Origin of the sequence: Trinickia sp., assembly GCF_051954495.1 — a bacterium.
Classification (GTDB): Bacteria; Pseudomonadota; Gammaproteobacteria; order Burkholderiales; family Burkholderiaceae; genus Trinickia.
This window is the reverse complement of record NZ_JBQCHR010000012.1, coordinates 25,757-49,402: the sequence shown is the minus strand read 5'-3', so window position 1 is coordinate 49,402 and position 23,646 is coordinate 25,757. Positions and strand designations below refer to the sequence as shown.

Annotated in this window: 22 protein-coding genes; 17 read left to right on the top strand and 5 right to left on the bottom strand. The window is 66.2% G+C overall.

The genetic code is table 11. From position 1 onward, the window contains the following. The first annotated feature begins 17 nt into the window (after positions 1–17). From ACTHNR_RS01265 to ACTHNR_RS01225, 9 genes are all read left to right on the top strand, one after another. Positions 18–839 (top strand): AzlC family ABC transporter permease, encoded by an 822-nt coding sequence (locus ACTHNR_RS01265; RefSeq protein ID WP_440545591.1) that lies wholly within the window; start codon positions 18–20, stop codon positions 837–839. Between the two features lie 3 nt (positions 840–842). Continuing rightward, on the top strand, positions 843–1,166 hold the full coding sequence (locus tag ACTHNR_RS01260) for an AzlD domain-containing protein (RefSeq protein ID WP_440545589.1): 324 nt from the start codon (positions 843–845) through the stop codon (positions 1,164–1,166). Between the two features lie 194 nt (positions 1,167–1,360). Beyond that, complete coding sequence (locus ACTHNR_RS01255; protein WP_440545588.1) at positions 1,361–2,554, top strand: phosphoglycerate kinase; 1,194 nt, start codon at positions 1,361–1,363, stop codon at positions 2,552–2,554. Positions 2,555–2,913: 359 nt separating this feature from the next. Continuing rightward, complete coding sequence (pyk, locus tag ACTHNR_RS01250) at positions 2,914–4,350, top strand: pyruvate kinase (RefSeq protein WP_440545587.1); 1,437 nt, start codon at positions 2,914–2,916, stop codon at positions 4,348–4,350. A 221-nt stretch (positions 4,351–4,571) separates the two neighbouring features. Further along, positions 4,572–5,636, top strand: coding sequence for a class II fructose-bisphosphate aldolase (gene fba, locus ACTHNR_RS01245; RefSeq protein ID WP_440545586.1), 1,065 nt, complete (start codon positions 4,572–4,574; stop codon positions 5,634–5,636). 200 nt (positions 5,637–5,836) lie between these two features. Continuing rightward, positions 5,837–6,727, top strand: coding sequence for a phosphoribosylaminoimidazolesuccinocarboxamide synthase (locus ACTHNR_RS01240; RefSeq protein WP_440545584.1), 891 nt, complete (start codon positions 5,837–5,839; stop codon positions 6,725–6,727). A gap of 37 nt (positions 6,728–6,764) precedes the next feature. After that, on the top strand, positions 6,765–7,286 hold the full coding sequence (purE, locus tag ACTHNR_RS01235) for a 5-(carboxyamino)imidazole ribonucleotide mutase (RefSeq protein ID WP_440545583.1): 522 nt from the start codon (positions 6,765–6,767) through the stop codon (positions 7,284–7,286). A gap of 110 nt (positions 7,287–7,396) precedes the next feature. Continuing rightward, positions 7,397–8,605: a 5-(carboxyamino)imidazole ribonucleotide synthase gene (locus tag ACTHNR_RS01230; protein ID WP_440545582.1), complete on the top strand. Its 1,209-nt coding sequence runs from the start codon at positions 7,397–7,399 to the stop codon at positions 8,603–8,605. A 45-nt stretch (positions 8,606–8,650) separates the two neighbouring features. Further along, on the top strand, positions 8,651–9,700 hold the full coding sequence (locus ACTHNR_RS01225) for an L-threonylcarbamoyladenylate synthase (protein WP_440545581.1): 1,050 nt from the start codon (positions 8,651–8,653) through the stop codon (positions 9,698–9,700). Positions 9,701–9,856: 156 nt separating this feature from the next. Here the strand turns inward: ACTHNR_RS01225 and ACTHNR_RS01220 are convergent, their stop codons facing one another. The 3 genes from ACTHNR_RS01220 to dacB all read right to left on the bottom strand — a co-directional run bounded on the left by ACTHNR_RS01220 (position 9,857) and on the right by dacB (position 13,715). Next, positions 9,857–10,987: an SGNH/GDSL hydrolase family protein gene (locus ACTHNR_RS01220; protein WP_440545580.1), complete on the bottom strand. Its 1,131-nt coding sequence runs from the start codon at positions 10,985–10,987 to the stop codon at positions 9,857–9,859. Positions 10,988–10,992: 5 nt separating this feature from the next. Further along, positions 10,993–11,895, bottom strand: a complete 903-nt coding sequence (locus ACTHNR_RS01215) for a sterol desaturase family protein (protein WP_440545579.1) — start codon at positions 11,893–11,895, stop codon at positions 10,993–10,995. Between the two features lie 311 nt (positions 11,896–12,206). Next, positions 12,207–13,715, bottom strand: a complete 1,509-nt coding sequence (dacB, locus tag ACTHNR_RS01210; RefSeq protein WP_440545578.1) for a D-alanyl-D-alanine carboxypeptidase/D-alanyl-D-alanine endopeptidase — start codon at positions 13,713–13,715, stop codon at positions 12,207–12,209. 171 nt (positions 13,716–13,886) lie between these two features. On the opposite strand from dacB, the gene ACTHNR_RS01205 reads away from it, so the two are divergent. The 6 genes from ACTHNR_RS01205 to ACTHNR_RS01180 all read left to right on the top strand — a co-directional run bounded on the left by ACTHNR_RS01205 (position 13,887) and on the right by ACTHNR_RS01180 (position 19,468). Continuing rightward, positions 13,887–14,546 carry a response regulator gene (locus ACTHNR_RS01205; protein WP_440545577.1) on the top strand — a complete coding sequence of 220 codons (660 nt, stop codon included), beginning with the start codon at positions 13,887–13,889 and terminating at the stop codon, positions 14,544–14,546. A 77-nt stretch (positions 14,547–14,623) separates the two neighbouring features. Beyond that, complete coding sequence (locus tag ACTHNR_RS01200) at positions 14,624–15,958, top strand: ATP-binding protein (RefSeq protein ID WP_440545576.1); 1,335 nt, start codon at positions 14,624–14,626, stop codon at positions 15,956–15,958. Positions 15,959–16,036: 78 nt separating this feature from the next. Then, positions 16,037–17,530: a DegQ family serine endoprotease gene (locus tag ACTHNR_RS01195; protein ID WP_440545575.1), complete on the top strand. Its 1,494-nt coding sequence runs from the start codon at positions 16,037–16,039 to the stop codon at positions 17,528–17,530. 137 nt (positions 17,531–17,667) lie between these two features. Beyond that, positions 17,668–18,162 carry a carboxypeptidase regulatory-like domain-containing protein gene (locus ACTHNR_RS01190; protein ID WP_440545608.1) on the top strand — a complete coding sequence of 165 codons (495 nt, stop codon included), beginning with the start codon at positions 17,668–17,670 and terminating at the stop codon, positions 18,160–18,162. 124 nt (positions 18,163–18,286) lie between these two features. Next, positions 18,287–18,652 carry a DUF427 domain-containing protein gene (locus ACTHNR_RS01185; protein WP_440545574.1) on the top strand — a complete coding sequence of 122 codons (366 nt, stop codon included), beginning with the start codon at positions 18,287–18,289 and terminating at the stop codon, positions 18,650–18,652. 30 nt (positions 18,653–18,682) lie between these two features. Then, positions 18,683–19,468 carry a CoxG family protein gene (locus ACTHNR_RS01180; protein ID WP_440545573.1) on the top strand — a complete coding sequence of 262 codons (786 nt, stop codon included), beginning with the start codon at positions 18,683–18,685 and terminating at the stop codon, positions 19,466–19,468. Positions 19,469–19,503: 35 nt separating this feature from the next. Here ACTHNR_RS01180 and ACTHNR_RS01175 read toward each other — a convergent pair whose 3' ends face one another. Next, a complete protein-coding gene (locus ACTHNR_RS01175; protein WP_440545607.1) occupies positions 19,504–20,484 on the bottom strand; it encodes a GlxA family transcriptional regulator in 981 nt (326 codons plus the stop codon). Positions 20,485–20,683: 199 nt separating this feature from the next. On the opposite strand from ACTHNR_RS01175, the gene ACTHNR_RS01170 reads away from it, so the two are divergent. Then, positions 20,684–21,322 (top strand): cysteine hydrolase family protein, encoded by a 639-nt coding sequence (locus ACTHNR_RS01170; RefSeq protein WP_440545572.1) that lies wholly within the window; start codon positions 20,684–20,686, stop codon positions 21,320–21,322. Positions 21,323–21,341: 19 nt separating this feature from the next. Here the strand turns inward: ACTHNR_RS01170 and ACTHNR_RS01165 are convergent, their stop codons facing one another. Continuing rightward, entirely contained in the window at positions 21,342–22,001 is a 660-nt protein-coding gene (locus tag ACTHNR_RS01165; RefSeq protein WP_440545571.1) for a TetR family transcriptional regulator, read from the bottom strand. A 421-nt stretch (positions 22,002–22,422) separates the two neighbouring features. On the opposite strand from ACTHNR_RS01165, the gene ACTHNR_RS01160 reads away from it, so the two are divergent. Beyond that, entirely contained in the window at positions 22,423–23,634 is a 1,212-nt protein-coding gene (locus ACTHNR_RS01160) for an efflux RND transporter periplasmic adaptor subunit (protein WP_440545570.1), read from the top strand. The last annotated feature ends 12 nt before the right edge of the window (positions 23,635–23,646 follow it).

Below are 23,646 nucleotides of genomic sequence, written 5' to 3'. Positions count from 1 at the left end.
CGCCGCGCGCCGCCCACATGCTCTCTCGCCTCAGCTCCGCTGACCGCGCCGCCTTTACGAGCGGCGTGCGCGACTATTCGCCCATGCTGATGGCGATGTTTTCGTGGGGGCTCGTCACGGGCATCGCGATGAGCAAGTCGGTCTTGACCGTGCCGCAAGCCATCGGGATGTCGCTGCTCGTCTACGCCGGCTCGGCGCAGCTCGCCGTCCTGCCGCTTATGGCAGCCAAGCTGCCGATCTGGACCGTGCTGCTCACTGCCGCGATGGTCAATACCCGCTTCGTGATCTTCAGCGCCGGGCTGACGCCGCATTTTTCGTATTTGCCGGGTTGGCGTCGGCTGCTGCTGGGGTATTTCAACGGCGACATCATCTACCTGCTGTTTCAGAAGAAATCGTTCGCGCACGGCTATGTGCCCGGGAAGGAAGCCTATTTCTGGGGGATGTCGGTGCTCAGCTGGGTGTCCTGGCAAGTGTCGTCGATCGCCGGCATCTTGCTCGCCAGCGTCTTTCCCGACGATTGGGGGCTCGCCTTGGCCGGTACGCTCGTGCTCTTGCCGCTGATCGTGAGCGCGGTCGTCAGCCGGTCGGCGCTCGCCTCGGTGTCGGTGGCGGGCGTGGTGGCGCTTGCGGCAATCGACTTGCCGTACCGGCTGGCGTTGCCGCTTGCCGTGTTCGCGGCGATCGCGGCCGGCAGCTTCGCCGACGTACTCGTCGAGCGCGCCGATCTGCGCCGCATCCGCGCGGCAGGCAAGGCCGGCAAAACCGGCAGCAAGCAAGACACTCCGCACGCCGCAGACCCCCACGAGTCCCGGCCGGCCGATCTCAGTCAGGAGCCCTAAACGATGTCGGCCATGCAAATTTGGTTCGCGATCTTCGGTATGACGCTCGTCACCGCCGCGACGCGCGCGTTCTTCCTGCTCGGCGGCGAGCGGGCCGTCTTGCCCGAGCGGGTGCAACGGGCGCTGCGCTATGCGCCGGCCGCCGCGCTCGTCGCCGTGGTGCTGCCGGACGTGCTGCAAACGCCGCAAGGCATTTCGTTCGCGCTGTCGAACCACGCGTTCTACGGCACGCTGGCCGGCCTCGCCTGGTTCCTATGGCGCCGCAGCATGCTCGGCACGATCATCGTCGGCATGATCGCGTACACGCTGCTTCGCTTCTTGGCCTGACGAATGCAGGCAAGGGCCGCGGAATTCACCGAATTGCGACATACGTTCCCCGAATACGCGACATTCGTCCGCGCAACGGCTTGGTCCCGGGTGCGATCGGCTAAAATGCACGATTGCCGCCGTGCCGCGAGCCGGGCAGACCCGCTCGCTGCGCGCGCACTCGCCCGCCAATCAACCTGCATGCGTACATTCCCATGAGCCAAGTGTTGCGTCTCTCCGATCTGATCGCAAAGGGCTTGCTGTCCGGCAAGCGCGTCTTCATCCGTGCCGATCTCAACGTGCCGCAGGACGAGCAAGGCAATATCACCGAAGACACGCGCGTGCGCGCCTCGGTGCCGGCCATCGAGGCCGCACTCGGGGCCGGCGCGGCGGTCATGGTGACGTCGCACCTCGGCCGCCCGACCGAAGGGGAGTTCAAGCCGGAGGATTCGCTCGCGCCCGTCGCCAAGCGCCTGGCCGAACTGCTCGGCCGCGAAGTGCCGCTCGTCGCCAATTGGGTCGAGAACGGCGTGAACGTCGCGCCGGGGCAGGTCGTCCTGCTCGAGAACTGCCGCGTCAACAAGGGTGAGAAGAAGAACAGCGACGAGCTCGCGCAGAAGATGGCGCAACTGTGCGACGTGTATGTGAACGACGCATTCGGCACGGCGCACCGCGCCGAGGCCACGACGCACGGCATCGCCAAATACGCCAAGATCGCGTGCGCGGGTCCGCTGCTCGCGGCCGAACTCGACGCGCTCGGCAAGGCGCTCGGCAATCCGAAGCGCCCGCTCGTGGCGATCGTCGCCGGCTCGAAGGTGTCGACCAAGCTCACTATTTTGAAGTCGCTGGCCGAAAAGGTCGATCAGCTGATCGTCGGCGGCGGCATTGCCAACACGTTCATGCTGGCGGCGGGTCTGAACATCGGCAAGTCGCTGGCCGAAGCGGATCTCGTGAACGAAGCCAAGGCGATCATCGACAGCGCCCGCGCCCGCGGCGCGTCGGTGCCGATTCCGACCGATGTCGTCGTCGCGAAGGAGTTCTCGGCCACGGCCGCGGCGGTCACGAAAGCGGTGGCCGACATCGAACCTGACGACATGATTCTCGACATCGGCCCGCAAACGGCGAAGGCGCTCGCCTCGCAGCTGTCGAGCGCCGGCACGATCGTCTGGAACGGCCCCGTCGGCGTGTTCGAGTTCGATCAGTTCGGCAACGGCACGAAAACGCTCGCCCAGGCGATCGCCAGTTCGTCGGCGTTTTCGATCGCGGGCGGCGGCGATACGCTCGCGGCCATCGCCAAGTATGGGATTCACGACAAAGTCAGCTACATTTCGACAGGCGGCGGCGCGTTCCTCGAGTTCCTCGAGGGCAAGAAGCTGCCGGCGGTCGAAGTGCTCGAATCGCGGGCCTGATCGTGGGCGCGCGCGCTCCGAAGTCCGACAAGCGCCCGGCTCGGTCGGCGCGCTCGGCGCGCCGAGCCGCGGCCGAGGGCGCCGGAGAAGCGCGGGCCCGCGACCTCGGGCCGACGGCGCTCGGTGAGCCTGCCGCACCGGCAGGGGTTCTCGAGCCCGAGGCCGCCTCGCTCACCGGCGCGGCTGCCGAAGTGTTAGCGGTTTCGAACCCAGCCGTTCTCAACCCAGCAGTTCTCAACAAAACGACGCCGGCACGATCCGGCGCGCAGTCCAGCACGAGCGCTTTGCCCCAGCCCCAGGCGCCCGACGCATCGTCTCGCAGCCCGCACCCCAGCGACACTACTCAGACGAGGAGATACATGCATCGCGCCACCAAGATTGTCGCCACGATCGGACCGGCATCGAGTTCGCCCGAAATCCTCTTGCAGATGATGCAAGCGGGACTCGACGTGGTCCGCCTGAATTTTTCGCACGGCACGGCCGACGATCATCGCCAACGCGCCGAACACGTGCGCGAGGCGGCGCGTCGAACGGGACGCGAAGTCGCCATCATGGCCGATTTGCAAGGGCCGAAAATTCGCGTCGGCAGGTTCGAAAACGGCAAGACGACGCTCGAGCCCGGACAGCCGTTCATTCTCGATGCGAACTGCGAACTCGGCAACGACGAGCGCGTCGGCCTCGACTATCGCGACTTGCCGCGCGACTTGAAGCCGGGCGACGTGCTGCTGCTCAACGACGGCCTCATCGTGCTGACAGTGTCGCGCGTCATCGGCGAGGAAATCCATACGATCGTCAAAGTGGGCGGCGATCTGTCCAACAACAAGGGCATCAACCGCCAAGGCGGCGGCCTGACGGCGCCCGCGTTGACGGCCAAGGACATGGAAGACATCCGCACGGCCATGTCGATCGGCGTCGACTACATTGCCGTGTCGTTCCCTAAGAACGCCACCGACATGGAGATGGCGCGTCAGCTCGCGAACATCGCCGGCATGCCGTACGGCAACAAGCCCAAGATGATCGCCAAGATCGAGCGCGCGGAGGCGATTCCCGCGCTGCAAGGCATTCTCGACGCATCGGACGGCATCATGGTCGCCCGGGGCGACTTGGCCGTCGAAGTCGGCAACGCGGCCGTGCCGGCGCTGCAAAAGCGCATGATCCGCATGGCCCGCGAGTCGAACAAGCTCGTCATCACCGCCACGCAGATGATGGAGTCGATGATCCACGCGCCCGTGCCGACGCGCGCGGAAGTGTCCGACGTCGCGAACGCCGTGCTCGACGGCACCGATGCGGTCATGCTGTCGGCCGAAACGGCCGCCGGCAAGTATCCGGTACAGACGATCGAGGCGATGGCCGCCATCTGTATCGAGGCGGAAAAATCGGAACACGTCGAACTCGACAAGGATTTCCTCAACCGCACGTTCACGCGCATCGACCAATCGATCGCGATGGGCGCACTGTTTACGGCCTATCACCTCGGCGCGAAGGCGATCGTGGCGCTGACTGAGTCGGGCGCCACGGCGCTTTGGCTCTCGCGCCACTGGTCGCACGTGCCGATTTTCGCGCTCACCTCGCGCGTGACGAGCGAGCGCGGCATGGCGCTGTACCGCAACGTCACGCCGCTCGCGGTCGAGTCGAACAGCGATCGGGACCAGGCGCTCAAGCAAGCAGTCGAAGTCGTCGTCTCGAAGGGCTTCGCCTCGCGCGGCGACATGGTCGTGCTCACGGTCGGTGAGCCGATGGGGCAGGCGGGCGGCACGAACACGCTCAAGATCGTGCGCGTCGGCGATCCTTATTGATCGCTGTCGAGGCTCGGAGCGATGCCGGAAGGCTTCCGGCACCGCCGGATTGAACGCGGCGCGCCGGCCTCGGCCGGCGCTCATCGCCGTATGTTTGGCGCTCGCCGCGGGGCATGGGCGCCCCCAAAGCGAGGGTTGCGCCCCCGCTTCGCGATAAAATCGTGCATTCGCACAGAAAAGTGCCGACCGAGCACCCCAGATTTCAATCCAAGGAGTACAGCATGCCTCTCGTATCAATGCGTCAACTGCTGGACCACGCAGCCGAGCACGGCTACGGCCTGCCGGCGTTCAACGTGAACAATCTCGAGCAAGTGCAAGCCATCATGGCCGCGGCGGATCAGGTCGGCGCGCCCGTCATCATGCAAGCGTCGGCCGGCGCCCGCAAATACGCGGGTGAAGCGTTCCTGCGCCACCTAATCGAGGCGGCGATCGAGTCGTATCCGCATATCCCGGTCGTCATGCACCAGGATCACGGCCAATCGCCGGCCGTTTGCATGGCGGCGATTCGCAGCGGCTTCTCGAGCGTCATGATGGACGGTTCGCTCGAGGCCGACGGCAAGAGCGTCGCGTCGTACGAATACAATGTCGAGGTGTCGCGCAAGGTGGTTGAGATGGCGCATTCGATCGGCGTGACGGTGGAGGCCGAGCTCGGCGTGCTCGGCTCGCTCGAAACGATGAAGGGCGACAAGGAAGACGGCCATGGCGCCGAAGGCACGATGACGCGCGAGCAGCTGCTGACGGACGTCGAGCAGGCCGCCGATTTCGTGAAGAAGACGCAGTGCGATGCGTTGGCCATTGCCATCGGCACGTCGCACGGCGCCTACAAGTTCACGAAGAAGCCGACGGGCGACATCCTGGCGATCGACCGCATCAAGGAAATTCACGCGCGCATCCCGAACACGCACCTCGTGATGCACGGCTCGTCGTCGGTGCCGCAGGATCTGCTGGCCGAAATCCGCGAGTTCGGCGGCGACATGAAGGAAACGTACGGCGTGCCGGTCGAGGAAATTCAGGAAGGGATCAAGCACGGCGTGCGCAAGATCAACATCGACACCGATTTGCGTCTGGCGATCACGGGTGCGATTCGCCGCTACCTGTTCGAAAATCCGAGCAAGTTCGACCCGCGCGACTACCTGAAGCCCGCGCGCGAAGCGGCCAAGAAGATTTGCGTCGATCGCTATGTCGCGTTCGGCTGCGAAGGCCAGGCGGGCAAGATCAAGCCGATCTCGCTCGACAAGATGGCCGAGAAGTACAAGGCGGGCGAGCTGGCGCAAGTCGTTCGCTAACCCGCCGCTAGGCCGCACGAAAGGCCGCGCGAGGGCTGCGCGGCCGGTGTGAAGGGCGATCGCCGTTCCGATCTATCGATGGGAACGGCGTTTGCCTTTTGTTGTTTTGTAGAATTTGTGGTTTGGCGGCTCGTGGCTCAAGCGTCACGAAGCGCCTTTCGTTTCATTCGTTCATCACTCTCGACTGACGGCTCACGACGATGTCTACCCTCTACGAATCCTCGCTACGCTCGCTGCCGCTGCTCGGCCGCGGCAAGGTCCGCGACAACTACGCCGTCGGCAACGACAAGTTGCTGATCGTCACGACCGATCGTCTGTCGGCATTCGACGTCATCATGGGCGAGCCGATTCCGCGCAAGGGCCAAGTGCTGAACCAGATGGCCAATTTCTGGTTCGAGCGCCTGCAGCACATCGTGCCGAACCATATGACGGATGTGGCGCCCGAAAGCGTCGTCGCGCCGAACGAAGTCGAGCAAGTGCAGGGGCGCGCAGTCGTCGTCAAGCGGCTGGAGCCGATCCTCGTCGAGGCGGTCGTGCGCGGCTATCTGGCCGGCAGCGGCTGGAAAGACTATCAAGCGACGGGCGCCGTCTGCGGCGTGCAGTTGCCCCCCGGCCTGCAAAACGCGCAGAAGCTGCCCGAGCCCATCTTTACGCCGGCCGCTAAGGCCGAGATGGGGCACCACGACGAAAACATCACGTTCGAGGAGTGCGAGCGCCGCATCGGCACCGAGCTGTCCGCGACGATTCGCGACATTTCGATCAAGCTGTACAAGGAAGCGTCGGACTATGCCGCCACGCGCGGCATCATCATCGCCGACACCAAGTTCGAATTCGGGCTCGACAGCCACGGCAAGCTGTTCCTCATGGACGAAGCGCTGACGGCCGATTCGTCGCGTTTTTGGCCGGCCGATCAGTACCAAGTCGGCACGAACCCGCCGTCGTTCGACAAGCAGTTCGTGCGCGACTGGCTCGAAGCCCAGAATTGGGGCAAGACGCCGCCGGCGCCGAAGCTGCCCGAGGACGTCATCGCCAAGACGAGCGAAAAGTACCAGGAAGCGCTCGAGCGGCTGACTGGGCAAAAGCTCGCGTAAGCGGGCGATTCAATCGGCGAACAAGGGAATCCGCACGATGAGCGAAGTAGTCCAATCCGCCCACACGCATAGCGCGCCGCTCATCGGCGTGTTGATGGGATCGAGTTCCGATTGGGACGTCATGAAGCATGCGGTGGCGATCCTGCAGGAGTTCGAAGTCCCGTACGAAGCGAAGGTCGTGTCCGCGCACCGCATGCCCGACGAGATGTTCGACTACGCCGAGCGCGCGCGCGAGCGCGGCCTGCGCGCGATCATCGCCGGCGCCGGCGGCGCGGCGCATCTTCCAGGCATGCTTGCCGCGAAGACCACGGTGCCGGTGCTGGGCGTGCCGGTTGCGAGCAAGTACCTGAAGGGCGTCGATTCGCTGCACTCGATCGTACAGATGCCGAAGGGCGTGCCCGTGGCGACGTTCGCGATCGGCGAGGCGGGCGCGGCCAATGCGGCGCTGTTCGCCGTATCGATGCTGGCGGGTACCTCGCCGGACTACGCGAACAGGCTTGCTGCGTTCCGCGTCCGACAAAACGAGGCGGCTCACGCGATGGTGCTGCCGCCGCTGTAAGAATGGTGGCCGCCGCGATGCTCGGGCGGCCCTTTTCGCTGGTCCCGTTTTCGCGACCGTTTTCCGGTTCCACGGGCATTGCCGCCCGTTTGCCGTGACCGACCACTAAGATGAACCAAGAGAACACCCCCGTTTCACCGATCATGCCCGGCGCTTGGCTCGGGATGGTCGGCGGCGGCCAGCTCGGCCGCATGTTCTGCTTCGCTGCCCAGGCGATGGGCTATCGCGTGGCCGTGCTCGATCCCGACGAGTCGAGCCCCGCCGGCAGCGTGGCCGACCGGCATCTGCGCGCCGCCTACACCGATGAAGCCGCGCTGACGGAACTCGCGCGCCTATGCGCGGCCGTTTCGACGGAGTTCGAGAACGTGCCGGCGGCAAGCCTCGATTTTTTGGCGCGCTCCACGTTCGTGAGCCCGGCCGGGCGCTGCGTGGCGATCGCGCAGGATCGCATCGCTGAGAAGCGCTTTATCGCCGAAGCCGGCGTGCCCGTCGCACCGCACGTCGTGATCGAATCGTCCGATGCGCTTGCCGCGATCGACGACGAGGCGCTGGCGGCCGTGTTGCCCGGCATCCTTAAAACGGCGCGGCTCGGCTACGACGGCAAGGGCCAGGTGCGTGTCGCGAGCGCCGATGAAGTGCGCGACGCCTACAGCGCGCTCGGCGGCGTGCCGTGCGTGCTCGAAAAGCGTCTGCCGTTGAAGTTCGAAGTCTCGGCGCTCATTGCGCGCGGCACCAACGGCGCCGCCGCCGTCTATCCGCTCGCGCAAAATCTGCACCGCGGCGGCGTGCTGGCGCTCACGGTCGTGCCGGCGCCCGACGCATCGCCGGCCCTCGTCGAACGGGCCCAGTTGGCGGCGGTCAGCATTGCCGAGAAGCTCGATTACGTGGGGGTGCTGTGCGTCGAGTTCTTCGTGCTCGAGGATGGTTCGCTCGTTGCCAACGAAATGGCGCCGCGGCCGCACAATTCGGGGCATTACACCGTCGACGCCTGCGCGGCGAGCCAGTTCGAGCAGCAAGTGCGCGCGATGACGGGCATGCCGCTCGGCGACACGCGCCAACATTCGCCCGCAGTGATGCTCAATATCCTCGGCGACGTCTGGTTTCCGGGCAGCCCCAACGGCTCGGCGTGCGCCGCACCCGTCACGCCGCCGTGGCATGAAGTGGCCGCCATGCCGGCCGCGCGTTTGCACCTGTACGGCAAGGAAGAGGCGCGGCCCGGGCGCAAGATGGGGCACGTGAACTTTACGGCCGCCACGCTCGATGAAGCGCGCACGGCCGCTCGCGACTGCGCGCGGCTGCTGCATATCCCGCTCGCCTGAGCGGGCAAGGTCAAAAGCGAGGCAAGGTTTCAAGGCTCGACGACGATGTCCGAACGTCCCACTTCACCCGCCACGTCCGGCATGCCGATGGTGTCCGACGCGCAGATCGACGAGGCCGCCGCGCTGCTGGATTCGGGCGAACTCGTTGCGTTCCCGACCGAAACGGTCTACGGGCTCGGCGGCGACGCCGAGAGCCCCGCGGCCGTCGCGCGCATCTACGCGGCGAAAGGCCGGCCGGCCAGCCATCCCGTCATCGTGCATTTGGCGCCGCATGGCGATCCGCAGTACTGGGTCGCGCACATGCCGGCCGACGCGCAAAAGCTCATCGACGCGTTTTGGCCGGGGCCGTTGACGCTGATTCTCGAGCGCGCGGCGCGCATTCCCGATGCCGTCAGCGGCGGGCAGACGTCCGTCGGCCTTCGTTGTCCGTCGCATCCGGTTGCTCAGCGGCTGCTCGAGGCGTTCAGCGCGCGTCGCGGCGGGCACGGCGGCGTGGCGGCGCCATCGGCCAACCGCTTCGGCCATGTCAGTCCGACGACGGCCCAGCACGTTCGCGACGAATTTGGCGGCGCGATCCATGTGCTCGACGGCGGCGCCTGCGAAGTGGGAATCGAGTCGACGATCCTCGACCTTTCGCGCGGTTTTCCGGCACTGCTGCGGCCGGGGCGGGTGACGCCGCACGAAATTGCCGATGTGCTCGGCGTCGCGCCTCGGCTGCCCGATGGCAGCGATGCGACGGCGCCCCGTGCGTCGGGCACGCTCAAGGCGCATTACGCGCCGCGTACGCCGCTCGCTCTGTTGCCGTTCGATTCGCTCGAGCCGATGTTGGCGGTCGCGGCGGCTAACGGCATGCGTGTCGCTTTGGTTGCCCGCGCATCGAGCGCCGGCGCGTGGGCCGACGCGAGCAATGTCCATTTCGTGGCGGCGCCGGAAGATCCGCATGTTTACGCGCGCGAGTTGTACGGATTTTTGCGTGCGCTCGACCGCGCCGATGTGTCCCGTATCTTCGTTGAAAGGTTGCCCGATACGCCCGAATGGGTCGCCGTCAACGACCGGCTCGGGAGAGCCGCCGCGGCATTCGAGGCGCAGGCTTAGCGCGTCCGTCGGGCCGGCGAGGCATCGAGAAGCACTAAAGCAAGGCTGATTCGAGTGGAGCTTGAACAAAGCGCCCGGTGTCGCTCCAGCGAACCGGGCGTTTCGCTTTGAAGTGCGTGGCGCTAGGAGCCGCGCACCTCGGTCAGGCATGCCGCATTACTTGCCGATGCCGGCCGCTGCGATTTGCTTCTCGACTTGTTGAGCGAACAGCGCATGCAGGCGCGTCGTCGGGTGCACGCTGTCGGCGAACATGTAGCTCTGATCCGCGCCGGCCGTCGTGTACATTTGCGGCGAGCAGAACAGCGACGACGCCAGCGATTGGCCGAATTGCTGCGGCGTCATGCCGTTGAGCACGCTCGGGTTGGCCGTGCCGTACGCCGTGGCCGATGTCGCCATCTGCGTCAGGTTGCAGGCCGTACCGGTGTTCCCTACGGCGAAGCCGTTGGCGGACGCGGCGGCCGACATGTTGTCGATAAACGTGTAGGCGTCGACGTAGATCACTTTGTTCAAGATGCCGCCTTGGGTCAAGGCCGTGGTGAGGGTGAGGTTAAATGCTTGACTCAACTGCGTGAGCAGCGCGCCGCCGTCCGAGGACGACAAACCGAGCGGCGTCTTGCCGATGTCGGGCACGTTCACGAGTACGACCTTCGTCGCGCCGTTTTGCAGCAAGGTGCCGACGGCGCCGGCAAGCGCGATCGCCGCGTTTTGAATGGCCGTGACTTGCGTCGCCGCGCTGGCGGGGTTGGCGGCGATGATCGTGGCAGCCGTGAAGATGTCGTTGGCGCCGCCTTGAATCATCACGAGCTGATTGGCATTGAAGCTGCCGTGCGCGGTAAGGTAATTTTGAATTTGCGTCGTAACCGGCACCGTGCTCAGTGTCGGGTTGCTGATGCCGGGCTGCAGCGCGACGCGCGCGCCGCCTTGGGCATAGCCGAAGCCGCCGAGCGCTGTCGGCGTCGCCATCGTGAAGCCGCCGGAGTAGGCGGGCGTGAGGGAGCTGCCATAGTAGGCCGCGACGTCTTCCGTCCAAATCTTGCCCGGATTCGTCGTGAACTCGCCGCCGCCGAAGTTCGCCTTCGCGTACCACGCGTAGGTGCCGACATCGGAGAGGCTGTCGCCGAACGAGACGGCCTGCAGGGTCACGCCGCCCGCGGGCGTCGAACTTGCCGGGGCCGAGTCTCCGCCTCCGCCGCCGCAGGCTGCGAGCAACGCGAACGCCGCGCTTGCGATAGAGCCTTGCGCCACGCGCAGCCAGGTGTTCTTTTGAGTTTTCTTACCGTGTTCCATCGACTTCATCTCCTCGTATATGCCGCATGGCCGTGATGTGACGTGTAATCCGCTTGTTTTGCATGATAGGCAGCCGCCCACTCGGGCGGCCCGAAGACCGCGCGCAGCTTATCGCTGAAGCGCGGCGCGTGCAGGGCGTCGGCGAGCATCGAGCGCCACTCGTGAAACGTCGCCGTCAAAGGGTTGTAGGTATCGAGCGGCTCGACGATCCCATAGCGCGGCGCGTCGAGCGCGTCCTCGGGCACATAGGTGCCGAACAGCCGATCCCAGATCACGAGCACGCCCGCGAAGTTGCAATCGATGTACCGCGGGTTGCGCGCATGATGGCAGCGATGGATCGACGGCGTGTTGAACACATATTCGAGCCAGCCTAGGCGCTTGACCGCCTGCGTGTGAACGAAAAATTGAAACGCGAGATTGATGAGGACGATCGCGATGACTTGCTTGGGCGGAAAACCCAGCAGCGCGAGCGGCGTCCAAAACGCCCACATGCCGACGATCGGGTACATGAGACTTTGCCGAAACGCGGTCGACAAATTTAGGCGTTCTGAAGAGTGATGGACGACGTGCGCCGCCCAAAACCAGCGAATGCGGTGGCTGCAACGGTGAAACACGTAGTAGAGCAGGTCCTGGGCCACGAACAGGACCGCGAACGAGCGCCACCCGCCGTCCCACGTGAAAAGTCGCCAATGCGCGTAGACGTACTCATAGACGGGAACGACGGCGAGCCAGGCGAGCTTGTCGGCGCCCTGATGCATGAGCGCGAGCGCGGCATTGCACAGCGTGTCTGGCCAACTGTAGAGGCGATCGGCGCCGCGTGTCCGCGTGAGATGCCACGCCTCCCAGCCGATGCACGCGAGAAAGAGGGGCGCCATGGCGAGCAGAAGCAATTCGGCGTCGAATTGCATGGCGGCTTCCTCCTTCGTGTCTCGTCGTTATGGGTCCTTGTCGCGTCGCGCGCGGACATTCGCTCGGCAGCGCGAGTGCACTGCGCGTACCGGCGAGCGCAAGCGGGCGCCGCTTGGGCGGTCGCGCCGGGTGCGCGGATAAACGTATCCATCCGCTCATGCACCGGTCGTTGCCCGACAGCGTACACGCTTGCGCCTTTTACGGCCTCATCCGATCGTAGAAGAAATACTCGATGGGGGCGGCGCGCGGGGGCGTGGCCCAGGCGCCCGCGCGGTGACACCCGGCCGCACGCACGCGCGCGACCGGGGGCTTAGCGCAATCCCCGATAGACCCATTCGAGCAGCGCATCATGCGCCGCGCGCGCACCGGCTGCGTGCCGGTCGTTGATGAAGCTGACCACGACGTAGCTTTCTCCGTTGGCCGCTGCGACGTAGCCCGCGATCGCTCGCACGTCGTTCAGCGTTCCGGTCTTGATGTGCGCGTTGCCGAGCACGGGCTCGGTGCGCAGCCGGTTACGCATCGTGCCGTCCACGCCCGCGACGGGGAGCGAGGCCACGAAAACCTGCGCCACGGGGCTCGCATTCGCGTTTTGGAGCAGATCGGCGAGCGAATTCGCGCTGATGTGCTCCGCGCGCGAGAGGCCCGAACCGTTGGCGAGCGTGAGCTCGGGCATGGAAAGCGCCTGCGTCCGCAAGAACCTTTCGATGACGTCCACCGATTTCGCCGGGGTGCCCGGCGGCTTGTCCGCGACGGCGCCGATCGTCAGGAACAGGTTGCGCGCCATCACGTTGTTGCTGAACTTGTTGATGTCGCGAACCACGTCGGCCAGCACGGGCCCGCGGTGCACGGCCAGAAGCCGCGCGCCGGCGGGGACGGCGCCTTCGTGCGTCGTTCCGTTGAGCGTCCCGCCCACCGAGCGCCACAGCGCGAGAAAGCCGCCCGCGAAGAATGCGGTGTGATCGAGCACGGCGAGGTTGATCGTTCGCGGGCCGCATCGCAGCGGATACTCGCCCGAGAACAGCGCTTCCACGGTGCCGTTGGGCTGCGGCGTGACGCTCGGCGTCAGCGCGGTGTCGACCCCCACGCAGGCTCCGGCGCTCGCATGCAGCGTGTTGTCGATCTGCAATTGCGCGAGGGCCGGAATGACCTCGACGGCGACGTTGCCGTCGGGCGACGGCGTGAGCGTGAACGAGAGCGATTTGAACGCGTAGAGCAGCGGATCGGGGCCGACGTTGTAGGGCGCCTCGGCATCGTCGTCGAAGGGGGGCAAATCGCGCGTGGACGGGTCGAAGAAGCGTTTATCGAGCACGAGCGCGCCGTCGACGCCCGTAATGCCGGCTTGGCGAATCTTGTCGACCAGGTCGATCAACTCCTCGGGCACGAGTTTCGGATCGCCGGTGCCTTGGATGTAGAGATTGCCGTGCAGCACGCCGTTGCGGTCCACGTCGCCGTCGGCATAGGCGCTCGTGCGCCAACGGTAGTCGGGGCCGAGGATCGATAGCCCCGCGTAGGTCGTGACGAGCTTCATCGTCGAGGCCGGCAGCATCGGGGTTTGGGCGTTGAGGGCGACGATCGGCGTCCGGTCGCCGATGCGCTCGACGACGACGCTGACCGAAGACAGCGGCACGTCGGCGCGCCTGAGCGCGTGCATCACCGAAGCGGGAAGCGGCGCGGTGACGACCTGATGAGCGTGACGGCGCGGTTTGCGTGCGTCCGCGGGCGCGGCGACGACGAGCGCGGCTGCCGCGAGCGTCGCGCAGATCGTGCGCCAGTGAGTCGTACTTCGCCGAAGCGACGGAAAGAGCGGGTGGATCGTCATGAAAAAATGCAGGTTGGAGCAAGGGCGAAAGCGGTGGCGCGCGGCAACGGGCGCGGCAAGCGCACATTGTAGAGCCCACCTTGCGAGCGCTGCGCGCGAACTTGGCAAACCGGACCCGCTAGAATGCGCGTGTGAGTCCGCCATGGACGCAATGGAAATGAGCGTGAGGCGATGCGAATACTGCTAGTCGAAGACGACCGCATGATCGCGGAAGGCGTGCGCAAGGCGCTGCGCGGGGACGGTTTCGCCGTCGATTGGGTGCAGGACGGAGAAGCGGCGCTGACGGCGGCGGGCGCCGAGACGTACGATCTCGTTCTGCTCGATTTGGGGCTGCCCAAGCGCGACGGGCTCGACGTTCTGCGCGCGTTGCGCTCGCGCGGCAACACTCTGCCGGTGCTGATCGTCACGGCGCGAGACGCCGTGGCCGACCGCGTGAAAGGGCTCGACGCGGGCGCCGACGACTATCTCGTCAAGCCGTTCGATCTCGACGAACTGGGCGCCCGTATGCGCGCGTTGATTCGTCGCCAGTCGGGCCGCTGCGAATCGATGATACGCCATGGGCCGCTCACGCTCGATCCGGCCGGGCATCAAGTGACGCTCGACGGTGCCCCGGTGGCCTTGTCGGCGCGCGAATTCGCCCTGCTCGAAGCATTGCTCGCGCGGCCGGGCGCGGTGCTGTCCAAGACTCAGCTCGAGGAGAAGATGTACGGCTGGGGCGAGGAGATCGGCAGCAACACGGTCGAGGTTTATATTCACGCGCTGCGCAAGAAGCTCGGCGCGGATTTGATCCGCAACGTGCGCGGCCTCGGCTACATGATCGCCAAGGAATAAGGCCATGAAAGGCAGGAGGCGCCGATCCGCGCGATCCATGCCCCGTCCGCGCTAGAAGCAAGGAACCCTACGCATCGATGCAATCCATTCGTCGTCAACTGCTGTTCTGGCTGCTCGGAATCGTCCTCGCCGGCGTCGGCATGGCCGGCTGGCTCATTTACCGGCAGGCGCTGGCCGAAGCCAACGAGCTTTTCGATTATCAGCTGCAAGAGATCGCCGCGGCGCTGCCTTCCGAGCCGTTCGCCCAGATTTTCGGCGCGCACAACGACGCCGACGAGGGGATCGTCATCCAAATCTGGAGCCGCACGGGCGCGCTGATGTACTACTCGCACCCGCGGGCGCCGCTCGCGCCGCGCGCGGAGCTCGGGTTTTCGACCGAGCGCACCGATCGCGGCGATTGGCGCGTGTACGGCGCCATCGTGGGCGACAACGTCGTGCAGCTCGCGCAGCCGCTGTCCGTGCGCAACCGCCTGGCCGCCAACGTCGCGTTGCGTACGTTGTGGCCGCTCATCGTTTTATTGCCGCTGCTCGGCGTGGCCGTATGGGGCATCGTCGGGCGCGGGCTCGCGCCGCTCGCGCGCGTTACGCGCGCGCTCGACGCGCGCCGGCCCGATGCGCTCGATCCGCTGCCCGACGCGCGTCTGCCGCTCGAGGTGCGTCCGCTCGTGCGCGCGCTCAATGGCTTGCTGGCGAGGCTGTCCGCGGCGCTCGACACGCAGCGCGCCTTCGTCGCCGATGCGGCGCATGAGCTGCGCACGCCCTTGGCCGCCGTGCAGATTCAATCGCAGCTCGTCGCGCGCGCGCAAGACGCCGATGCGCGGCGCGAGGCTCTGGCCGACCTCCAATCCGGCATCACGCGCGCGACGCGCTTGGCCGAACAGCTGCTCGCGCTCGCAAGGGCGGAACCCGATGCGAGCGCCGTCAAGGAGGCTGTCGATCTCCGTGCGTTGCTCGCCGATTGCGTCGCGGCCCATGCGCCGCTTGCCGCGCGCGGCGGGATCGATCTGGGCTTCGGGGAGGCGCAGCCGGCCACGGTGGCCGCCGACGCCGATTCGTTGCGTGTGATGTTCGGCAATCTGCTCGACAACGCGGTCAAGTACACGCCGCCTGGCGGGCGGATCGACGTGATGTTGTCGGCTCAGGCCGACGGCGGAGCATGCGTGCAGATCGCCGACAGCGGCCCCGGCATTCCCGCCGACGAGCGTGCCCGCGTGTTCGATCGCTTCTACCGCGATGCATCCGCGCGCGCGCGTACCGACGTGTCGGGCAGCGGGCTCGGGCTCGCGATCGTCAAACGCGTGTGTGCGCAGCATGGCGCCGACGTCGAGTTGGCCGATGCGCCGCTCGGCGGCTTGCTCGTCACGGTGCGGTTTCGGGGCGAGCGCCGGTCCGATGCGGTCGCGGCGCTCTAGTCGGACCCTTTCACCGTTAAGTCTCTTTTAAGTCAGCGCTTTTACTCTGGCTGACATCAAGCAAGGAGGCCCTTTCCCATGAACGCAAGAACGCTTTCCCGCAGCGCCGTGGCCATTGCGGTGGCCGCCGCGCTTTCGGCCGGCTACGTGGCCGGCACGCGTCACACCGATCCTCAGATCATTTCGTCCGCTCAGGCGGCCGCGTTGATGCCTGCCGAGGCCGCTGCGAAAACGGGCGTCCCCGACTTCTCCGGGCTCGTGGAAACCTACGGGCCGGCGGTCGTCAACATCAGCGCGAAGCACGTCGTGAAGCAAACGTCGCGGCGCTCGATGCAGCAGCTGCCTGTCGATCCGAGCGATCCGTTCTATCAGTTCTTCAAGCGCTTTTACGGTCAATTCCCGGGCTTCAACGGCGGCGACGAAGGCGGCGGCGGACAGGAAGACGTGCCCAGCGCGAGCCTCGGTTCGGGCTTCATCATCAGCAACGACGGCTACATCCTGACGAACGCCCACGTGGTGGACGGGGCGAACGTCGTCACCGTGAAGCTGACCGACAAGCGCGAGTTCAAGGCCAAGGTCGTCGGCACCGACAAGCAGTCCGACGTCGCGGTGCTGAAAATCAACGCGTCGAATCTGCCCACGGTGAAGGTGGGCGATCCGAACCAAAGCAAGGTCGGCCAGTGGGTGGTCGCGATCGGCTCGCCGTACGGGTTCGACAACACGGTCACGTCGGGCATCATCAGCGCGAAGGCGCGTTCGCTGCCGAACGAGAACTACACGCCGTTCATTCAGACCGACGTGCCGGTGAACCCCGGCAACTCGGGCGGCCCGCTGTTCAATCTGCAAGGTCAGGTGATCGGCATCAACTCGATGATCTACTCGCAGACGGGCGGTTTCCAAGGCTTGTCCTTCGCGATCCCGATCGACGAAGCGATGCGCGTGAAGGACGAGCTCGTGAAAACCGGCCATGTGAGCCGCGGCCGCCTCGGCGTGGCCGTGCAGGGCGTGAATCAGACGCTTGCCGATTCGTTCGGTTTGCAAAAGCCCGCCGGCGCCCTCGTGAGCTCGGTCGATCCGGGCGGCCCCGCCGCGAAGGCCGGTTTGCAGGCCGGCGACGTCATCTTGGCCGTGAACGGCACGCCGGTGAACGACTCCACCGATCTGCCCTCGCAAATCGCGAGCATGAAGCCTGGCGCGAAGGCGACCCTCGACGTGTGGCGCGACAAGGGCAAGAAGCAGGTGACGGTGACGCTCGGCGCGCTATCCGACACGAAGGTGGCGGACAACGGCGCGCAAGCGTCGGAGCAAGGGCGTCTCGGCGTGGCCGTGCGGCCGCTCACGCCGCAGGAGCGCAACGGTACGTCGCTCTCGCACGGGCTGCTGGTGCAGCAGTCGAGCGGTCCTGCCGCCAGCGCGGGCATTCAGCCGGGCGATGTGATTTTGGCGGTCAACGGCCGTGCGGTGACCTCGGTGCAGCAGTTCCGCGAGGTCATCGCGAAGTCGGGCAACAGCGTGGCGCTGTTGATTCAGCGCGACAACGCGCAAATCTTCGTACCGGTCGATCTGAGCTGACGCCTGTAGTCTTACGCGCGCCTAGCGCCCGCTGGGTACAGCCCGGCGGGGCGGGAACGCCCTTTGCTCACCTGTTCCCCGTGGCGCCGCGGTCGCAATGCGGCGGGCGCGCAACTTGAAGGAGCGATGCAATGAACATGCAAACGCGAACCAGCAAGAAGAAAACGATGCTCGCCGCGGCGGCTGCGGCGCTCACGCTTGGTATGACGGCCGGCGCCTTTGCGCAGGCCTCGGGCACGGTGGGCGGCACGACGACGGACATGACGAGCGCGGGCAATCAAAACGGCGGCGGCATGCCGCAGATTCAGCATCAGGGCGACATCGCCTACGTATCGGGCGGCGTCGGCAGCGACGAGTCCGCGGCGCTCAAGAGCGCCGAACGCCAATGGCCCCACGCCAATCGCTTCACGGGCCCGGGCGCCGACAACCTGGCGGACGTCCATGTCCGCATCGTCGGTCCGCACGACGCCGACGTGCTGAAAGCCGATGCGCGCGGCCCGTACATGCTCGTGAAGCTGCCCCCGGGCCGCTATACGGTGCACGCCCGCTACAAGGACGAGGATCAGACGCGTGAAGTGAATGTCGCCAAGTCGCCGGGCGCACGCGCGGATTTTCACTGGAATACGCAGTAGCGCACGGCAGGTTTGCGCACGCAGCGCGACTTTCGTCGATAATGAAGCCACGGGCGCCCGCTCGTGGCTTTTTTTGTGCGGTGCACACGGGCACCCGGCATACGCCTTGCCAGAGGACTTTGCCATGACGAATGCCGATGCCACACACCGTATCGCGATCGAGCCCAACCGCCATCGCTTGCGCGTCATTCACGGCGGCATCACCATTGCCGACACGAGCCGTGGGTTGACGCTGAAGGAAACGGGCTTGCCGGACGTCTTCTACTTTCCGCGCGAAGACGTGAACATGACGCGCCTCCAGCGGTCCGAGTCCTCCTCGCACTGCCCTTACAAGGGCGACGCATCCTACTTCCATTTGCTCACCGAGGAAGACGGCCCCGTGCGCGACGCCGCGTGGAGCTACGAGGCTCCGTTGCCGGGCGCGGAGGCAATCAAGGATTGCCTCGCCTTCTATTCGTCGCGCGTCGACCGCATCGACCAGACTTCGTAGGGCGACGAAAGGAGCATCGAGGACACCGCCATGGAACTGACCGATGCGCTGCGTATCCCGCTCCCTCCGTCGTCGGTTCGCGACGCGCTGCAGGACATCGCGCTGCTGCGTGCGAGCCTTGAAAACTGCGAGGCGTTCAGCCGGCTGCCAAGCGGAGAATACGCACTCACGCTGACGGTGCCGCTCGGGCCGTTGCGCGCGCGCTACGATGTGCGTGCGCATGTGGCGAGCGCGCAGGCGCGGCTCGCCGAAGAGGAATCTAAAAGCGAAGCCGAGGCGGCACTGCATCGCACGTTGAATTTCAAGGCCTGCGCGACAGGCGTCGGCTCCTTGCGCGGGCAGATCGACATCATGCTCGGCGGCGAGAGCGCGCGGGACGGAGCGTCCGAAGCGCCGAGCGAGCCCAGCGAAACGCGGATCGATTATTCGGTCTGGGCGACGTTGACGGGGCCGCTGGCCGAGTTGCCGCCGCGACAGATCGAAAACGCGCTGCACGAACTCGCCGACGATTTCTTCGCCGAGTTTTGCGCCGTCGTCGAAGCCAAGCACGGCAAGCGTGCGAACCGCGCTCAGGGCGGCTCGCGGCGCCAGCACGTGTTCTTGAGGCCGATCAATCTCGCGGGACTCGGCCGCAAATCATGGGACCACGATGCCGCGGCTGCGCTCGGCGGCCGGGCGGCGGGCACGCTCGCGTCGCTGCGCGGCGCCCATGGGCTGCATCGAGGATCGTCTCCTCAGGCCATGCCCACCTGGGCGTGGGTGGCCGTCGTCTTGGTCGTGGCCGCGCTGCTCTACGCGTCGCACTGGTTCGGCTGAGCCGCTCGGCCGCTCGGCCATCTTCCCACGCTCGCTCAAACGCCGCGGAACTCGCGCCGATAGGCCGTCGGCGACGTCTTGAACGCCTGCGCGAAGTGTTGCCGAAGGGAAACGGCCGAACCGAAGCCGGCTGTTTCGGCGACGCTGTCGACGCTGTCGTCGGTCGTTTCCAGCAAGTGCTGGGCGCGCGCTAGGCGTGCCCCGAGCAACCACGCGCCAACCGTCGTACCCGTCGCTTGTTTGAAGCGTCGCGTGAACGTGCGCCGGCTCATCAGCGCGCGTTCGGCCAGGGAATCGAGCGAATGCGGCTCGCCAAGGTTCTGCTGGGCCCACGAGAGCAGGGCTGACAATCGTTCGTCTCGCGCGTCGATGCCGACCGGCTGCTCGACGAATTGCGCCTGGCTTCCCTGACGATGCGGCGGCACGACGAGACGCCTGGCCACGTAGTTGGCCGCGCGCGCGCCATAGCGGCGACGCAGCAGATGCAGGCAGCAGTCGAGGCTGGCCGCGGTGCCCGCGGAGGTCAGCACGTCGCCGTCGTCCACGTAGAGGACGGCCGCGTCGACGCGTATGGCCGGATAGCGGCGAGCGAACCGCTCGGCCCATGCCCAGTGTGTCGTTGCCGGGCGCCCGTCGAGGATGCCTGCCGCGGCCAGGATGAATGCGCCCAGACATAGCCCGACCATTTGCGCGCCGCGCGCGTGAGCCGAGCGAAGGGCATCGATGAGCGGATCGGTCGGCGATTGCAGCGCGTCGCACCAGCTGGGCACGATCACGATGTCGGCCGCTTCGATCGCCTCGAGCCCGTGCGGCGCGTTCATGGTGAAGCCGGCCGTCGTGCGCAGGATGCCCGGTGCGGTGGCGCATACCCGCAGGTCGAAGCGCGGCAGGCCGCCGGCGCTGTAATCGTCGCCGAAGACGATGCACGGCACCGATAGATGAAAAGGGCTGATGCCGTCGAACGCGACGACGGCGACGATGGGCGGACGATCGGGCGATGGCATGGCGAGCGTCATGTCGGCGTGAAAGAGAAAGGATGGCATAACGATTGGCCCGATTCTATCGATATATGGCATTAGGGCCGCTGTCGAGCCGGCCGCGATCAGGGAAGAATGCGACTCATCCCGTCGTCGCTTCGGCCGGCAGAGCAAAAAACGCCCATGCCCTTCGGCACCTGCGACGTCGGTCACGACCATCATCGAAAGGAGCCCTGCCATGAACACGTCCCCTCGCCGCGCATTGATCGTCATCGACGTCCAAAACGAATACGTCACCGGCGATTTACCGATCGAATACCCGAGCATGCAGGACTCGCTCGCCAATATCGGCCGCGCGATGGACGCGGCGCGCGCGCAGGCCGTGCCCGTCATCGTGGTCCAGCACATGTCGCCGGCGGATGCGTCGCTGTTTGCTCGCGGCTCGCATGGCGGGGCGCTGCACCCGGTCGTGGCCGAGCGCGAGCACGATCATTTCATCGAAAAGGAATTGCCCAGCTCCTTCGCCGGGACTGATTTGGCCGATTGGCTGACCGCGCACGAGATCGATACGCTGGCGGTCGTCGGCTACATGACGCACAACTGCAACGTGTCGACGGTGCTACATGCGTCGCATGCCGGCATGAAGGTCGAATACCTGAGCGATGCGACGGGCGCCGTCCCGTACGAGAACGCGGCCGGCTATGCGAGCGCCGAGGAGATCCATCGGGTGTTCACCGTCGTCATGCACTCGCGATTCGCGGCGGTCGTCGACACGGATGCATGGATCGCCGCGGTTCAGGCGGGCAAGCCGCTCGAGGGCGGCTCGATCGGGGCATCGAACAAGAAGGCGCGCGCCCGCGCGGTCATGACCGCTTGAGGTTCGGGCGCGTGGGCCTTCACTCGCTCTTCGCCCGCTTCGGTTTGCGCATGGCGGGGCTCGTACGCAGCGCATCGATGCTGGCATCGACGAACGCGTCGCTGCGCGAGCCGAAGCGCTCGCGCTCGGGCAGCAGCAGCGCATCGCGCAAGCAGCCGCCGATCATTGCATGCAGGTAGAGCGCGCCGCAGCGCGTATCTAGATCGGCCGGCAACGAGCCCTGTTGAACCGCGAGCATCAGATCTTCTTCGATTTTGCCGACGCCCTCGTTCATACTCGTCTGGTGGCGCTCCTTGACGGGACCCATCTCGTCGACGAATTCGCATTTCAGAAACAGAATGTCGAACACGCGTCGCCGGCGCGCGTCGCTCGCGGCGGCGTGCAGGCACCATTTGAGCATCGCGGACAGGCGCGCGAGCGCGTCGTCCCCGTTCCCATTCTCGTCGGCCGGTCTGGCGCGCAGCTCGTCGAGCGGCAGCAGAACACGGTCGAACATCGCCGTAAACAAGTCCCCCTTGTTCGCGAAGTGCCAATAAATCGCGCCTCGCGTCACCCCGGCCTGGGTGGCGATGTCGGCCAACGACGTGCGCGACACTCCCTTGTCGTAAAACACCTGTTCGGCCGCATCGAGGATGCGGTCGCGGGTCTGCAGGGCTTCTTCCTTCGTGCGTCTGACCATGTTCGTGCCGCCCGCGAAGCGAGCGAGTGAGGGGACTTCGAGCCGCCGTCCTGCCCAATTAATGGGAATTCAGCCAATAAAGGCAAGGCGCGCGCGGGCCTGAATACGGTGTAACAGTTCGCATTTTACATACAGCCGAGTATGTATATACAATACGCGTCGACGTTTGAAGTGCCCAAAGCGAATTCGCGGGTAATATCGGCAGTCGTTTGCGCGCGAGCCGGGCCATTGCATGCCGCTCGCAGCCTCGCCTCTCGTGCCGCGCCTACTCGCGGGCGGCGTGCGCCCGCGCCGGCATTCATCGCACTACCTGAAGCGTCGAGCATCACGCGTTACGCGACGAACGTCGCGCTGCGCGCCTCGCGTGGGAAGAGGCGCGGCAGGATCATTTTGCTCCCAGTCATAGACCAGAGGTCGCTCCATGCGTGTCCAACCGGTTCCATTTCGCTTAATCTGCGCCGCGACCGCGGCTGTGGCGCTCGCGGCGTGCGGACAAAAACAGTCGGCGCCGCCGCAGCAGATACCCGAAGTCGGCGTCATTACCGTGCAGCCGAGCGCCGTGCCCGTGGTCACCGAATTGCCCGGCCGCACGAGCGCATTTCTCGTCGCACAGGTGCGCGCGCGCGTGGACGGCATCGTGCAGCGGCGCGAATTCACGGAAGGCAGCGAAGTGAAGGCGGGCCAGCGGCTCTACAAGATCGACCCGGCGCCGTACCAAGCCGCGCTCAATAGCGCGAAGGCGACGCTCGCGAAGGCGCAGGCCAATCTCGCCACCACGACTGCACAGGCGAACCGCTACAAGGTGCTGGTGGCCGCGAACGCGGTCAGCAAGCAAGACTACGACAACGCCGTGGCCGCGCAAGGCCAGGCCGAGGCCGACGTCGCCGCCGGCAAGGCCAGTGTCGAGACGGCGCAAATCAATTTGGGCTATACCGACGTCGTCGCGCCCATCTCGGGCCGCACGGGCGTGTCCCAAGTGACGCCGGGCGCCTACGTGCAGGCGAGCCAGGCGACGCTGATGGATACGATTCAGCAGCTCGACACCGTGTACGTCGATCTCACGCAATCGAGCCTCGACGGCCTGAAGCTGCGCCGCGAAGTGCAAGAGGGCCGCCTGAAGACGAACGGCCCAGGCGCCGCGAAGGTCACGCTGATCCTCGAAGACGGCCGCCCTTATCCGATCACGGGCAAGCTGCAGTTCTCCGACGTGACGGTCGATCAGTCGACCGGCTCGGTGACGATCCGCGCGACGTTCCCGAACCCGAACCGCGTCTTGCTGCCCGGCATGTTCGTTCGCGCGCGTATCGAGGAAGGCGTGAACGAGCGGGCGATGCTCGTGCCCCAGGTGGGCGTGACGCACGATCAAAAGGGCGCCGCCATTGCGCTCGTGGTCGGGGCCGACGGCAAAGTCGTGCCGCACACGCTGACCACGGCCGGCATGCAGGGTCCGAACTGGATCGTCGATGCCGGCCTTCAGCCCGGCGATCGCGTGATCGTGCAGGGCACGGAGAAGGCGCACCCCGGCATGCAAGTGAAGGCCGTGCCGGCGCAATTGCCCGCGGTCGCGGGCGGCGCCTCGGCGCCGGCCGCCGGCAGCGGGGCCGCGCCGGCCTCGGGCGCGTCTGCAGGTTGATCACGGAGAGCC